The 15651-nt window shown below is 63.4% G+C and carries 10 protein-coding genes; 7 read left to right on the top strand and 3 right to left on the bottom strand.

Features of this window, described 5'->3' with window-relative positions:
* Positions 1-10 precede the first annotated feature (10 nt).
* Both rsmA and KF708_12445 read left to right on the top strand, forming a co-directional pair.
* Entirely contained in the window at positions 11-877 is an 867-nt protein-coding gene (gene rsmA, locus KF708_12440; GenBank protein ID MBX3413490.1) for a ribosomal RNA small subunit methyltransferase A, read from the top strand.
* A gap of 196 nt (positions 878-1073) precedes the next feature.
* Positions 1074-1301 (top strand): hypothetical protein, encoded by a 228-nt coding sequence (locus KF708_12445; GenBank protein MBX3413491.1) that lies wholly within the window; start codon positions 1074-1076, stop codon positions 1299-1301.
* A gap of 166 nt (positions 1302-1467) precedes the next feature.
* Here the strand turns inward: KF708_12445 and KF708_12450 are convergent, their stop codons facing one another.
* Positions 1468-1917: a hypothetical protein gene (locus KF708_12450; protein MBX3413492.1), complete on the bottom strand. Its 450-nt coding sequence runs from the start codon at positions 1915-1917 to the stop codon at positions 1468-1470.
* A gap of 132 nt (positions 1918-2049) precedes the next feature.
* Between KF708_12450 and KF708_12455 the strand changes: the two genes are divergently transcribed.
* The 4 genes from KF708_12455 to KF708_12470 all read left to right on the top strand — a co-directional run bounded on the left by KF708_12455 (position 2050) and on the right by KF708_12470 (position 12056).
* Positions 2050-3213 (top strand): aminotransferase class V-fold PLP-dependent enzyme, encoded by a 1164-nt coding sequence (locus tag KF708_12455; GenBank protein MBX3413493.1) that lies wholly within the window; start codon positions 2050-2052, stop codon positions 3211-3213.
* 548 nt (positions 3214-3761) lie between these two features.
* Positions 3762-9260, top strand: coding sequence for a S8 family serine peptidase (locus KF708_12460; GenBank protein MBX3413494.1), 5499 nt, complete (start codon positions 3762-3764; stop codon positions 9258-9260).
* A 256-nt stretch (positions 9261-9516) separates the two neighbouring features.
* The gene (locus KF708_12465) at positions 9517-11127 is read left to right on the top strand and encodes a radical SAM protein (GenBank protein MBX3413495.1); all 1611 of its coding nucleotides are present in this window, start codon (positions 9517-9519) and stop codon (positions 11125-11127) included.
* Positions 11128-11252: 125 nt separating this feature from the next.
* Positions 11253-12056, top strand: a complete 804-nt coding sequence (locus tag KF708_12470) for a rhomboid family intramembrane serine protease (protein ID MBX3413496.1) — start codon at positions 11253-11255, stop codon at positions 12054-12056.
* A gap of 126 nt (positions 12057-12182) precedes the next feature.
* Here KF708_12470 and KF708_12475 read toward each other — a convergent pair whose 3' ends face one another.
* On the bottom strand, positions 12183-13304 hold the full coding sequence (locus tag KF708_12475; GenBank protein ID MBX3413497.1) for a hypothetical protein: 1122 nt from the start codon (positions 13302-13304) through the stop codon (positions 12183-12185).
* A 157-nt stretch (positions 13305-13461) separates the two neighbouring features.
* Positions 13462-14586, bottom strand: coding sequence for a DUF1571 domain-containing protein (locus tag KF708_12480; GenBank protein ID MBX3413498.1), 1125 nt, complete (start codon positions 14584-14586; stop codon positions 13462-13464).
* A gap of 388 nt (positions 14587-14974) precedes the next feature.
* On the opposite strand from KF708_12480, the gene KF708_12485 reads away from it, so the two are divergent.
* Complete coding sequence (locus KF708_12485; GenBank protein ID MBX3413499.1) at positions 14975-15646, top strand: MBL fold metallo-hydrolase; 672 nt, start codon at positions 14975-14977, stop codon at positions 15644-15646.
* The last annotated feature ends 5 nt before the right edge of the window (positions 15647-15651 follow it).

The raw sequence follows: 15651 nt of genomic DNA on the forward strand, positions 1-15651 counted from the left end.
CGAAGTGGGGCTGCACCCGAAAACGCGCTACGGCCAGAACTTTCTGATCGACCTCAATCTGCAGCATCTGCTCATCGAGGCGGCGGAACTGACGCGCGACGACGTCGTGCTCGAGGTGGGGACCGGCACGGCGTCCCTCTCGGTGCTCATGGCCCCGCAGGTCGCGGCCTTGGTCACCGTCGAGGTCGACACTCAACTCCACCAGCTCGCCAGCGAGACTTTGGCCGACTTGCCGCACGTCGATCTTCTGCGGCAAGACATCCTCAAGAACAAGAACACGCTCAATCCCGAGGTGCTGCGCGTCGTGACCGAGCGCGTGCGGGAGGAGCCGGGCCGGCAACTCAAGCTCGTGGCCAACCTGCCCTACAACGTGGCCACGCCGATCATCTCGAACCTGCTGTTGACCGAAATCGTGCCCTGCTCGATGACGATCACGATCCAAAAGGAGTTGGCCGATCGGATCATGGCCTCGCCCCGCTCGAAGGACTACAGCGCGCTGAGCGTCTGGCTGCAGAGCCAATGTCGCATCGAGCTGATCCGCGTTCTGCCGCCCACCGTATTCTGGCCACGCCCCAAGGTCTCGTCCGCCATCATTCGGCTCACGCTCGAGCCAGAACGCCGACGCGAGATCACCGAGCTACGTTTCTTTCACGACTTCGTGCGGGCCATTTTCCTACACCGGAGGAAGTTTCTGCGCGGCGTGCTCGTCGCCACGCTCAAGCCGCAACTCGACAAGCCCGCCGTCGACGACCTGATGGCCTCGCTCGCCTTCGGCGAGACGACGCGTGCCGAGGAACTCGACGTGCCTGCCATGCTGCGTCTGGCCGAGGCGGTCCGCGCGCGTCTGCCGCAGGCCAGCCTCACCCAGCACGACTAGCGCCACGTTTCGGCATCGTGACGGGTTTTCCAGGAAGCCCTGGCCACGGAGGCGATGGGCCGACGAAGCATGTCCTTCCACGGCCGCGCGAAATACCCACCCACATGGCTGGTAGGCTGGCACCCTTCGACTATGATAGACCCGTCGCGCGGGAGTGCAGGCATGTTCCCGCCATCTCGAGAGCCGCAGGTGGCCCATGGAATTCATCGAATTGACAGGCAAGACACTGTCGCGCGTCGTGACTCCCGACGAGTTGCATCCCGACGAGCTACATCGCTCGGGCGTCGACGACGAGACGCTCGTGCGCATCAACCGGCAAGGCGATATCGAAGTCCGCAAGCGGACGGGCTGGCGCGTGATTGGCGGCCTGCTCGGCGAGTTCGACGAACGCCTGCGCCGCGAAACGGGACTCGACTGGGCTTAAGCAGTCTTCGTTTGCCATGCACCTGCCCGTCCACCTTCAGCGGCGTTCACCTACGGTGATTTTCTGTCGTGCTGGACAAAGCCCCTGTTCTTGGGCGCGGTTTACGAGTCGCGGAATGTTCGTGCCGGCGATGGCCACGCACCGGCCACCCTCGCGTGGGATCGCGTCAATACGCGTCGCCGGCATTCTCGTCCGAGCTCCAGTCTCCGCCCGGCTGTGATACCGCGTCTTCATCGGGGGTGGTGCGCGTGGCCCAGAAGTACGTGCCAGGCACCATCAGCGCGACGGCCACCAGTCCCGCGCCAAAAAGCCAGCCCAACGCCCGAACGACCCGGGGGGGCGTCCCTCGCGAGGCCATCGCAAAGGAGAGCGCGAAGAGGATCATCGACAGGTAAAGGGCCAGCGCCGTCCAGGCGAGCTCGATATTGCCCAACTGCGGCACGCGCGGCGAAGGATGGGCACGCTGCCACATGCCATCGCGAAAGACCTGCAGTCCCACCCAATCAAGTACGAAGGCGGCGATCAGCGCCACGACGGCGGCCAGCTTCCACACGGACGACGGCTTCGCGGCGGCCCGCTTCGCGCGGACGTTTTGGTCCATCAGATTCTGTTCCATGAGGGGCATTCTAGCGACTGATCGTCGTGGACTCAAAATCGCCGTGAACCTTGCCTGCCCCCTGCGGCTCCCTGGTGCGGGGCGTAGAATCGGCAACGACCTCTGCCTGACCACGGGAGGACCTTTTCGCCCATGTTCGAACGTTCCGCTCACGACCCCCGTCCGCTCCGCGCTGCCTGGGGGCTTGCGCCCGACGTCGTCTATTTGAACCACGGCAGCTTTGGACCCGCTCCGCGCGCGGTCATCGACGAGCGCCAACGCTGGTTTGCGCAGCTCGAAGCGAACCCGATGGATTTCTTCATCCGTCAGCTCGACGCGCGGCTCGATCATGTCCGCGAGCGCCTGGCGCGCTTCGTCGGTTGCAAGGCGGGCGATCTCGTCTTTGTCGACAATGCGACGGCGGCCATGAATGTCGTGGCGCAAAGCTTCCCGCTTGCTGCTGGTGATGAGGTCGTCGCCACCGATCACGAATACGGCGCCGTCCTGCGCCTGTGGCACACGACGTGCGAACGTGCCGGCGCGAAGTTGGTGATCGCCGAACTCCCCGATCCACTGACGACGACGGAAGAGCTGATCGACAAGCTCTTTGCGGCCGTGACCGGGCGGACGAAGCTGCTCGTGGTGAGCCACGTTACCTCGCCCACGGCAGTCGTGTTGCCCATCGAAGCGATCTGCCGGCGCGCGCGGGAGCAGGGAATCGCGGTGGCCGTCGATGGTCCGCATGCGCTGGCGATGCGCGAGCTCGACCTGCGACGTCTCGATTGCGATTACTACGCCGTGAGCTGTCACAAGTGGCTCTGTGCTCCGTTTGGCACGGGCTTCCTCTATGCCCACCCCCGCCGGCAACAGGCCATACGTCCGGCCGTCATGAGTTGGGGACACACGTCGCGGGGGCCGTTCGGCCGCTGGCAAGACGAGTTCGATTGGGTCGGCACGCGCGATCCCTCGGGCATTCTCGCGATTCCGACCGCGATTGAATTCCTCGAGTCACAAGGGATCGAGACGTTCCGTCAGTACGGGCACGAGCTGGCGCGCTACGCACGCGAACAACTTCTGGCGTGGAGCCTATCGAAACCGCTCTGCCCCGACAGTGAGGCCTGGTACGGCACGATGGCAGCCGTCGAAGTGCAGACATCCGACCTGCGTGGTTTGCAACAACGGCTGTGGGAGCGGCACAAGATCGAGATCGCCGCCACCGAGTGGAAGGGGCGAAAGCTGATCCGGGTTTCGGGCCATCTTTATACGGCCCGAGAGGAAATCGATCTGCTGCTCGAGGCGCTACGGAATGACCACTAAGTCGATTTTGTTGCGCAGCATTTCGGTCGCAACTTTTGTTGCAGGAAAAGTTTGCACTGCCGGGCACGAGTCGCTATGGTTAGCCCCGGTAATCGGTAGGGACTATTCCTGAGGTGGATGTCTCGGGAGGGGGCTCGGTCGCCGATTGCCACGGAACAGAGGCTCTACGTGACGCTTTCGGGGAAGGAAGCGTCGAGGGAAGCAAAGCTTGTGGAGGCGGCGGCCACAGGGGGCATCGCACGCCGGCTCCACCCCACCGCAAGCAATGCCGGGCACACGTGCGCAGGCGGAAGAGGGCTCGCCGATCAGGGCGTTTCCCAGAGGGGGAAAACGTACGACGTCTGCGGGGGGCCGCACTTCCGCTGCCACATTCGGCTTTGCCGCACGCCGTGGTCGCTTGCGCCTTCGATTGCCTTCCACTGGCGCGGATTCCCGGCCAGCGGTGAGAGACGCCACCTCGCGGCCGAGTCGACTCGGCCCATTCTGAGTCTGGTTCCCTGATTCGACGTGAGCGCGGGCTTCATGCATCACGAACGGGCGGAGCAGTCATGACCAAGGCGGAAGGGAAGCGGGGGCGACGGCGAACTTACCGGTTTTTCAACGGCGGACGTCGTGCCGGGCACGAATGGCTCGAAGAGCGCCGGCTCCTCTCGGTTTCTGCCCCGGCCGAAGCGTTCGATTCGATCGATCCGGCCATCGTGGCCATCGATTGGGCGGGCGAGCGCGTGCAGACCTTTGCCGGTCGCTGGATTGCGGAATTCGACGTCGGCATCGCCAAAACCTCGGTCGCCGAACGCTTTGCCACGGCCGCGCCGTTAGTAGGACCTTCGTTCGCCCAGACCGAGCTGCGCCGCGTCATTGGGGGAACGCAGGGCAAGTATTTCATCGAGTCGCGGCCGGATATCTCGTTCGATGTGTTGCAGACCGAGTTGGCGCGGATGCCAGGCTTCCGACGCCTCGAACCCGACTTCGTCGTCGGCCTCGACGCGACGATTCCCAACGATCCCAGCTTCACGTCGACCTGGGGCCTGCACAACACGGGGCAGTCGGGGGGTGTCGTCGATGCCGATATCGACGCACCCGAGGCCTGGGACATCCACACCGGCACTGGCAGCGTGGTGGTCGGCGTGGTCGATACAGGCGTGGACTACAACCATCCGGATCTCGCCGCCAACATGTGGGTGAATCCCGGCGAGATTCCCGGCAACGGTATCGATGACGACAACAACGGCTACATCGACGATATCCACGGCTGGGACTTCCTCAACAACGACAACGATCCCTTCGACGATCGCGGTCACGGTACGCATGTGGCCGGTACGATTGCGGCGGTGGGCAACAACAATGTCGGCGTCACTGGCGTGAACTGGAACGCCAAGATCATGGCGCTCAAGTTCCTCGGGGCCAATGGCAAGGGGGGCACGGTCGACGCGATCGAGGCGATCAACTACGCCGCCATGATGAAACGCGACCATGGCATCAACGTCGTGGTGACGAACCACAGTTGGGGGGGCGGCGGCTTCTCGAGCTTCCTGCGCGATGCCATGGCGGCCAGCGCCACGCAGAACATCCTCTTCGTCGCCGCCGCGGGCAACGACAGTAGCGATACCGATCTGATTCCGCACTATCCGTCGAGCTACGACCTCGACAGCGTGATCTCGGTGGCGGCGACGACCCGTACCGATGCCCTGGCGAGCTTCTCGAATTTCGGCAAGGTGACGGTCGATCTCGGCGCGCCGGGCCAGGCGATCTTGAGTACCACGCCCAACAACACCTACTCGAACTACAATGGCACCTCGATGGCGACGCCGCACGTCGCCGGCGTCGCCGCCTTGTTGTTCGACAAGTTTCCGAACGCCACCTACCAGGAAGTTCGCGCGGCGATCCTGGCCGGCGTCGATCAGACCGCCGCCATGCAAGATGTCACGGTCACCGGCGGCCGGCTGAACGCCTTTGGCGCCCTGCAGAAGATGGGCATGCGCGTTTCCAGCACCTCGCCGGCGATCGGTTCGGTCGTCACGACCCCCCCCACGCAGTTCATGGTCGACTGGTCGAACGCCTATCAGCAGGCGAGCGTGCAGGCCAGCGACTTCCAGGTCAACGGTATCGCGGCGACGTCGCGCACGTTCATCGATGCCGACACCGTGCGTTTCAATTTCACGACCTCGCCCGTCACCGCGCAGGGCGTGCAGACCATGACGATCGCCGCCGGCGCCATTCTGCGGCAGTCGGATTTGATGGGCAATGCCGCGTTCTCGGCGCAGTTTCGCTACGATCTGGCTCCCATGCACGTGGTGGCCACCCTGCCGGTCGACGCGTCGCGGGTCACCCTGCCCCTGACGATGATCGAGATCTCGGTCGACGAACCCATCGCTCCGGGCAGCGTGAGCATTCACGATCTCGAGCTGAGCCAGGGCTTCGTCACCGGCTTCTCGATCGTCGATGCCGATACTGTCGCCTACCAGATCGCCGGCATCACGCGTGATGGCGAACTGGGGATCCGGCTTGTCGCGGGCGCGCTGACCGACGTCTACGGCAATCCGTCGGTGGAGTATTCGGGCGAATTCATGCTCGATGCGACGCAGTCCGACGCCTTGCCATTCACGCGACTCGAGCCCCTCGGCTCGGCCGTGTTCGGCAGTCTGAACAACATTGGCACGATCGACATCGTGGGGGATATCGACCGTTTTGCATTCGCGCGTTCGGCGGGCGAATCGCTCTCGGTGCGCGTCGTGCCCGACAATCCCGCCGCCACGATGAGCGTGCAGTTGGTCGACCTCACGTCGCTGGTCGTAGCCCCCGGCACGGGGCTGGCCGCCACGACGGCCGTTGCGGCCTCGGGGGCCGGCGGTACGGTGGTGGCCTTGGTCACTTCCGATCAGCCGACGACCTATCGTGTGGACATCTATCGCAATGCGCTGGTCGAGGCGAACGACTCCTCGGCCGCCAATCCGCTGGCGATCGACTTGTCGAAGATCGACATTGGCAACGGCCGCCTGGCGGTGATCGGTCAAAGCAACGCGGTCTCCTCGCTCGTGACGCTCGAGCCGGACAATTACGCCCACAATACGATTCTCAACACGGTGCTCCCCAGCGTGACGTTGGTCGAGTTGCCCTCGAACGGCAATGTCCGCGCGATGAACGCGAGCTTTACGGCCCCCACGGGGTCGCGCGTCTTTGGCAGCACGACCAGCGGCGCCGCAGGCTGGCGGGGAGGTGGCCCCGAGTTCAAGGCGACGTTCACCGTGCCCACGAACCAGGTTTCGATCGCGGTCGGTTCGGACGATTCGGCCGACCGGGCGTATCTGCGCGCCTACAAGGCCGATGGGACCTTGTTGCAGGAGGTGACCAGCAACACGCTCGCCTCTGGGCAATCGCAGATTCTGACCATCAACTGGCCGCAGCCAGAGATCAAGTACATCGTGGCGGCCGGCATCGGCAGCGATGTCACTCCGCTGGATCGCTTGCAGTTTAGCATGGTGGGACAGGAAATCGATGTCTACACGCTGGACCTCACGGCCGACGTCGGACGCAAGATCGACATCGCTCTGCGCGGGCAGTCGGGCGCCGATTTCTCCGGCGAGCTGCTGCAACTCATCGGCCCCGATGGCACTACCGTCGTCGCCACGGCCACGGCCAGTCCCTTGGGGAGCGAGACGCGAAATACCGATCTTGCGATCGTCGATTATCTCGTGACGCAGCCGGGGGTCTATCGCCTGCGGTTGACGTCGGGCACGCAAGGCGAGTACGGCCTGGTGGTAACGCGCGCCGCCGTCTTCGAGACCGAGGCCAATGATGTCACCGGTCAGCCACTACGCAGCCTGAACGATGTCAACGAGGCCCTCGGCATCGTCGATCGTCTACCGATCTCCGGCAATATCGACTTCCAGCTCGATGCGGTGCAGACTTCGATCACCGTCTCGGGCAGGCTGAAAGCGGCCAATGGCTCTTTCTCGGTCAGTGTCTTTCCCCAGGCGCCTGGCAGTCTCACGGGCAAGCTGCAGGGGGTTGTACGAGCGTCGATTCAAGAGGGGCAGATCCAGTTTCTCGATGGCACCAACCTCGACGTGCTGGAGAAGCCGGGGCCGTTCTTGCCCGACAATCTGCCGGCCGATATTGCTGGCATGATCCTTGTGCCCGAGGGATACGCCGCGTTGCGTAATCTGCGTTTTAGCGGCTTTAGCTTTCCGGTGCCGGTCGATGCCGCGGGCCATTTCGCGGCCGATCAGTTGACCGTCATCACGACCGACGGAATCGCGTCGGTCGACGTGCCCGGGTTCTATACCGGCACCGATGCCATCGATGGCCTGATGGCCGAGAACGAATCGGTGAGCGCCGGGACGTTGATTCAGGTCGGCCCCGAGCTACAGCTCACCTTGCCGATCGATCTGACGATCATCGTGCCCGTGCCGGGCCAACCCTTCTTCGCCGAGTTCCGCGTGCAAGGTTCGATCATTGCGTCGGCGATCGTGCCGACGCACGAGGATCTCTATCAAGTGACGCTCGCCGAGGGCGAGACCATTACTGTGTTGACCGAAACGTTGTTCGATGGCGCTGGCTCATCGAATACGCTCGATCCGCGGCTCGTCATTCGCACGGCGGCGGGCGTGGTGCTGGCCAGCGATGACAACTCGGGCTCGGATGGCAAGAACGCCCGGCTGACGTTTACGGCGCCAGAGGCAGGCACGTACCAGATCGTGGTCGAGGCGGTCTCCGGCATCGGCGAGTATCGTCTGAGCATTCCGCCCGTTGCCACGGTCATGGGCCCCGACCTGGTCAAAACCACCGAGGCGCCGGAGTTCTTCTTCAGTGCCTCCTCGCACAGCGATTCGCTCGAGGCCGCCGGTTTCAATTTTGCCATCGACTGGGATGGCAATGGCACGATCGATCAGACCGTCAACGGCAATAACGTGACGGTCGCGCACACGTTCGCCAATTCGGGCGTCTACAACGTGCGCGTCACCGTCACCGACGCCGCCAGCGGCAAGGGGGTGGCCAGCGATTCGATCATCGTCTATCGCCTGCAAAATGTCGCGGGCGATCTCGTTTGGGACGGGACCGGTGGAAACGATGTCGTTTTCTTCGAGCAGACCGGACCCGACAGCGTGAAGGTGACTACGGCGACCCTGGCCGGCGCGTCGGTCAATCTGGTCGAGACGATCTCGGGCGTGACGGGGCGCGTGCTGGCCTTCGGTCGCAACGGCAACGATCGGCTCGATGCCGGCCTGCTCGCGACGATCGCGGCCACGCTCGAAGGAGGTCGGCACCACGACACGCTCATCGGCGGCGCTGCCGACGACATTCTGCGCGGCGATTTTATCGGTGCGCAAGGGGATGGCGCCGAAGGAAACGACTCGCTCATCGGCGGCCCCGGCCACGACCTGATCGAAGGAGACGGCCTCGAGGGGGGTAAAGATACGATTCGGGGCGGACTCGGCGACGACACGATCCTGGGCGACGGCGGCGATGGGGCCGAAGGTCGCGCGGACTGGCTCTACGGCGACGACGGCAACGATCGCATCTATGGCCACCACGGCAACGACTTCATCGACGGTGGAAACGATCACGATCTGCTCATCGGTGGCGACGGCGCCGAGGCCAACGATACCCTGCTGGGAGGCGCCGGCAACGACATCCTGAGCGGCTCGAACGGACGCGATAGCCTGAACGGCGGAGCCGGTGTCGATCTGCTCGCCGGCGGCAACGGCGTCGATACCCTGCAGGGAGACGCGGGCGAAGACTTGCTCATCGCCGATCACACGTACTTCGACCTCAATTCGGCAGCGCTCCTGGCCATCCACGCCGAGTGGACTTCAGGCAACACCTACGCCGATCGCATCGCGCATCTGACAGGCATCGCAGGAGGGGCCAATGGAACGACGTACCTGATTCCCGGCACGACCGTTTTCGACGACGAGTCGATCGACCAGCTCACCGGCGGCGCCGGCGACCTCGACTGGTACATCTACAACCTGCTCGAGGACGTGCTCACCGATCACGCTGCCGGCGAGACCGAAACCGATACCAGCGGGTTCCTCCTGCCGTAAATGAAACGGTAAGTGAGCACTTCCGGCGATCCGTCCGGTAGCGTGTCCGGGGTCAAGCCGCGTGCAGGAGCAGCGTGATTCGGCCACTTAAACCGCCCAAACTGCCGATCTGGCGCCCCTTTTTGTTGAAATATGCGTGGTACGTGTTAGCGTGTTACGGGGGGAAACACGAGGCAATCCAGGCGGGGGCTGGCGTCCTGGCTTGCTGGTTCTGCTTCCGCCCCCGTAGGCAGACCACTTCCAGGGCGTCACCGTCATGATCTGTTCGCGCAACGAGAAACTGCGCGTCTTGCTGATCAAGCCGTACCAGCCGGTCACGCTGCCCATTGCGTCGCCGCCGCTGGGGGTGCTCTATCTGGCCTCGACCTTGCGCGAAAAGTTCGGCGATGCGATCGAGGTGCGCGTCGACGACAACTGGCTCGACAAGCGCCGCTACAGCGACATGCGCGAGGAGCTTGAGACGTTTCGGCCCCATGTCGTGGGATTGTCGGCGCTCAACTTCGAGGCGGAAGAATCGGCCCGCATTGCCGACCTGGTGCAGCGGCTGTTGCCAAAGGCCAAGATCGCCCTGGGCGGCCCCTTCGCCCACGGCACGACCAACCGCGACAAGATCATCGAGACGGATCTCTACGATTGGATCTTCGACGGCGAGGCCGATTGGAGTTTTCCGATCACGGTCGAACGTTGGTGGCAGGGCTCCGATCGGCTCGACGACATCTTGGGCCTGACGCACCGCCAGGCCGATGGCGGCTACGTGACCAACGGTTGCGGTGGAGGTGAGGGGGCGCGCACCATGGTCGGTCGGGTCGAGTCGCTCGACGCGATTCCCTTTCCGGCCTGGGATCTGGTCGATTTCGACGCTTACGCCCGGCGGATTAACAACAACGGCAACATGCGCGGCAAGCGCTATGCGCCGATCTTCACCTCGCGCGGCTGCCCGTTCTTGTGTACCTATTGCCACGACATCTTCGGCAAGAAGTTCATCGGCCGCTCCCCCGAGAATGTGCTGGCCGAGGTCGAGTTGCTGCGCGACCGCTATGGCATCGACGAATTGCAGATCGTCGACGACATCTTCAATATGAATTCGCGGCGCATGAAGGAGATCTGCCGCGGGCTCGCCAGGCACAAACTGTTCATCTGCTTTCCCAACGGCCTGCGCGGAGACATTCTCGACGAAGAGGGAGTACAGGCCCTCGTCGATGCGGGCATGTACGAGGTGGCCGTGGCGATCGAAACAGTCACCCCGCGCCTGCAAGACATGATTAAGAAGCGGCTGCGTCTGGGGCAACTGCTGCAGGCGATCGACTGGATGTCGGATCGCGGCGTGATGGTCAAGGGGTTCTTCATGCTCGGCTTTCCCACCGAGACGCCGGAAGAAATGCAGCAGACGGTCAATTTCGCCGTCCGCTCGAAATTGACCCACGCCGTGTTCAATCTGGTCACGCCGCAGCCGGGCACGCCGATCTACGACGTGGCCTATGCCGAGAACGCCGAGGCCCTGCGCAAGGTCGTGCTGCACGACTATTACGCGGCGACCTGTTGGTACGCCGAGGCCTACGGCGCCGATATGCACCAGGTGCGCAGCCGCGCGTACTTCCGCTTCTATCTCTCCAGCCCCGCGCGGATGTGGCGGCTCGTGCGGCACATGTCGATGAAGGACCTGTTCCGCGGCTTCTATTACTGGGCGCAAAAGGTCTTCGTGCGAACGTACGCGGATGAAAGCCTGGAGGACGTGCTGCCCGACTCGATGCAGTCGCTGCGCAAGCTGTACATCAGCACGGACGAGGCCGCCGTCGCCGCTCCCGTCGTGGAATCGGGCGCGTTCCTGCCCGCCGATCAATTGTCTGCCACGCCGACCCCGCGCTAGTAGATATTCCGTGTCGGTCTCTCCCGATGGCGTGGGAGAGACCTTGATGCGCCACGAGAGCTTGCGAACTTGTCTGCCGTGCGTCATCCTCCAGCGGCGCCCCCCCTCGTACTACGGAGCATCGCATGGTCCTGCCCATCAGCGACGACAACTCTGACCGCCGCATCCTGCCGGTGGTGAATTTCGTATTCATTGGCCTGAACGTGTTCGTCTTCGTTGTCTTGCAAGGCCTGGGGGCCAACGAACGCTTCACGTATCGCCTGGCCACCGTGCCAGCCGAGATCCGCACCGGCAAGGATATCGTGACCGAGGATCGCGTCGTGACCGATCCGGCCACGGGCATGCGCTACGAGGTACCTGGTCTGCAGCCGACGCCCGGCTCGGTTTATTTTACCCTGCTGACTTCGATGTTCATGCACGGCGGCGTGGCGCACCTGCTGGGGAACATGTGGTTTCTCTGGATCTTCGGTGACAACGTCGAAGATCGCATGGGGCACGCGCGCTACCTTGTGTTTTATCTGCTGACGGGCATCATCGCCTCGTTGTGTCATGTCGTGATGAATCTGCATGGGCCTGGCAGCATGATTCCCAGCTTGGGGGCATCGGGGGCGATCTCGGGCGTGATGGGGGCCTATCTGGCCCTTTGCCCGAGTCGTCGCGTGCGGGTGCTTTTGTTCCGTGTCGTGACCGAGATTCCGGGCTATATGGCGGTCGGACTTTGGTTTCTCTTTCAGTTGATCAGCGGACTTGGTCTGCTGGGGGGAGGCGCCGAGGCCGACGGCATCGCCTATGCGGCACATATCGGTGGCTTTGTGGCAGGAGTGTTGTTCGCGCGCCCCTTTTTGATCGGCCGCCTGCAACCCGCCGATCTGCAATATGGCCCCGGGCGATTCCAGCGCAACGACGACTTTCCGCGACGATATCGATAGCCTGGTACCGCGTGGCGGAAAAGATAACGTCACCGCCACGCTTGCTCGAGCGAAGACACGCTCGCCAGGTGTCGTGGCGCAACGCGGTCTGATTCTGCCCGCCGTGCGCGAAGGGCAACCCGTGAATCAACCACCGATCAGTCGCGCGCTGCCGATGCCGCTCGAACCATCGTAAGAGCGGAAGCTCATCGTAGCGCCGCCGACTCCATCGAGAATGTACCCAGTGCGCGAGATGGCATCCGCGCCGTTGACCGAGAAGAGTAAAAGCAGATTGCCCTCGGGGGTGACGGAACCGAAGACGTTCAACGGCTGCGAGCCATACGCGGTGCCGGTACCCCAGAAGTAGCCACTTTTGAAAGAGGTAATCTCAAAGAGTCCGACCTCGGATTCGGTGCCAAACAGTCCTCGATCGACGAACGCCCAGCGTGTCTCTTTCAGCCAGCGCCAATCTTCCGATAAGGAACTGCCTGGCGGGGGATCGAGCGGTTCGGGTGGAACGGTGTTGGCCGTGGCCTGCACCATATAGGCCCAGTGTGAGAGGATCTGATCGGCACTCGAGGCCATCTGCATTTCCATTTGCCAGGCATGATCCCGATAACGCATCTGCCCGACACCGGAAATCGCTGGCTCGCCGGTTTTCGTGAACTCGATGCGAATCTGACCGCCGGGCGAGATGTAGCCCGTCATGGTCTTTTGCGTCGGAATCGGGTCAGACGAAAGCCTGGTGACGGCCATTCCCGTGATGATTCCAGCAGACGAGGCCTCGATATTCCACAAGGTCTGGTCGGCGACCGCCGTCGGGTTGGCAAGATCGGAGGACATGGAATAAGACAGCAGGTTTTCGGCGGGCACGTACCATTGTGTCTGTGCCACCCAATCCCAGCGCGTATCGGTCGAAGCGAGAAAGAAGTGACGCCACCAGATCCGCGAATCGGGCGAATCGGGCGAGTCGACGCTCGACGGTTCCGCGAGGGGCAGGTCGACACGGAGAGGGGCGTTGAGCGAGGATAACTCCGGCTCAGGCTGTCTGGGAAGCTCGGCAGCAAGCCCCGTGGAGAAGAGGGAGTCGGCAGCCGCCTGGTGAACTACCACGCTGCCGATCTGCGCGGGTTGCTCCGCGACAAGAGGTTGGACCGTGGCGGCGGGCGCATCGCCTTGGACGGCGCTCGCCAGGCGATAGCTCGCCAAGGATCCGCCGCTCAAGAGCGCACGATTTTCTAAGGACTCCATGCGTAGCAAACGGCGCATGGCGATCACTGCCTCGGTCTGAAGTCCGTGCAACACCTCATGCCGCCGACAGGACGGACGCTCTCCCTGAGCGTTGATGCTGTCGGCCAAAGCGGCCCGGCAGGTGAAAGGGTCTCAAGAACCCCACCCAGTGTCGCAAGTGTGGTGGACGGCGCGCCTATTTGAACTGATACGACGGGTTGTCCGTGCTGAAGTCGGCGTCGGTGAAGCCGTTGTTCAGCTTCAAGTTCAAGTAGGTGTATTCCTCGGTCAGCACTGGGGGACCACCCTGCTTCTCGGGCCAGTCGTAGGCCTCGTATCGCACCGGCATGTTCAACTCGGTGTCGACGAAGATCCGCGCCAAGTGGAACAAGAAGTTGCGTCGCGGCACGGGATGGATCACCTGGATGCAGGTGCAGTCGCGGTTGTTGATCTTCGCGCCCTGGAAGAACTGCACCTCGCATTCGCCGTATTGCGTGTCGCGCTCGCCGATCTCGACCAGGCGCTCGACCAGGTTGAGCACGCCCACTTCCGTGATCGGATAGCGGTTGCCGCTCATGGCGATCATACCCGTCGGATCGAGGGAGACCGTGCCGACCACCGTCTTGCGGAACCCGGTCGGGTGAGCAAGCAGATTGCCGTTGTTCTGGCCGCGGACGAAGATGCACTCTTGGCCGCGCAGCTTACCGGGACCGAGGAAGAACATGTACACGCTGAACGGATTGTGGCGCACCTTGACGAACATCGACTGATACTCGCCCAGCTCGCCGTCGATGCGTTCGCGTTTGTAGAAGGTGCAAGAGTAATCTTGGATCGTACGCAGATCATCCATGCCGCCGCTGGCCCAGCGCAGCGCGGGCATCAATGGATGCTCGCCCGGTTGCGGGCTGAGATCCAATCCGCGCGGATTGACGGCCGCTGATGAGGTGCCGGCCGGCGCCATGCTCGCACTGTTGGCCGGTGTGCTAGTCGCCGCGGTCTGATTGATGGGCGCGGTGGCGGCCGTCTGCGTCGGCGCGGCAGGCTGTTGCGCCAACCGGTAGGCGGGCTGGCTCATCGCCGGCGCTTGATACGTTGGCTGCTGGAACGACTGCTGGTGGGGCGTCGGGACGCTGCGGGGCTGCTGACCCGCCCCGCCGACATAACCGCCTGTACCGGTCGGCAGTGGTTGCGAGCTGCGAAGTTGAGGAGGAAGTGCCGCGGCCCCCGAAGTGGCGTTCGTCTGGGCGATCGCCGAGGCCTCAAGGCATGCGCTGACCGCCACGGCGATCGAAAGCGATCGCCCTAGCTTGAAGGATATCATCCGGCTTCCTCCTGAAGCGTTGGTTCGTACGCACCCGATCCGTGGCGACGGGCACCCTGCGGGCAACGGGGTTGCAGGTCGACGCGTCGTGCGCCAAGCCTTGCGGTAGAGCAACTGTCGTGCCTCGACGCCTCGAGGAGGACCCACTGCTACTACCTGCCACGCGCAACTGCTTCTGTAGCGACGGTTTGTCGCCCACAACAGAGTCCGTGGCGCGCCGCCTTACTGGTGTGCTTTCCCTGGTATCTATCGCCTTGCTGGAGGGTGGAATTTACAATGCCTGTCGCGGGCGTCGGCGTTTGTGCAATCCACAGAAACCGAATCGACGGCGTATCGCGGCGTGGCCACACAACCTACCCAGTCCGTCGAATTCGCAGGAGCCCAAAACGTGAGTCCCCTTGAGCTTCGATTGGGGACGATCGTCTCCGAACCCTTCGGTGAGAATACCTATGTTGCCCAGCTTGCAGGGCGCGACGATTGCCTGGTCATCGACCCCGGCTTGCAGCCAGAATTGATCCTAGAACTGCTCGACCAGGAAGGACTTACGCCGGCCGCCATCCTGAACACGCATGGCCATGCCGACCACATCGCCGGCAACGGCGCGATGAAACAGCGCTGGCCCGACTGTCCCCTGGTGATCGGCCGCCACGAGGAGCCCAAGCTGAGCGATCCGGTGCTCAATCTCTCGGCCCCGTTCGGCATGGCCATCGTCAGCCCCCCGGCAGACGTACTGCTCGATGAGGGGGACATCTACCGCGCGGCCGGTTTCGAGCTCGAGGTGTTCGAGATTCCCGGCCACTCGTCGGGACACATTGTTTTCATCTGGCGCGGGAGCGAGCCGAGCTACGTCTTCGGAGGGGATGTTCTATTTCGGGAGGGGATCGGCCGCACCGATTTCCCCGACGGCAGCTTTACCCAATTGCGCGAGGGCATCCACGAGAAGCTCTTCCCGCTGCCCGATGACACGCTGGTCCTGCCGGGGCACGGAGGACCGACGACGATCGGCCACGAGAAACGCCACAACCCGTTCGTGGGCGTCGATGCTTCGTACGAGGCGTGACGCGG

The sequence above is a fragment of the Pirellulales bacterium genome, from assembly GCA_019636335.1.
Classification (GTDB): domain Bacteria; phylum Planctomycetota; class Planctomycetia; order Pirellulales; family JAEUIK01; genus JAHBXR01.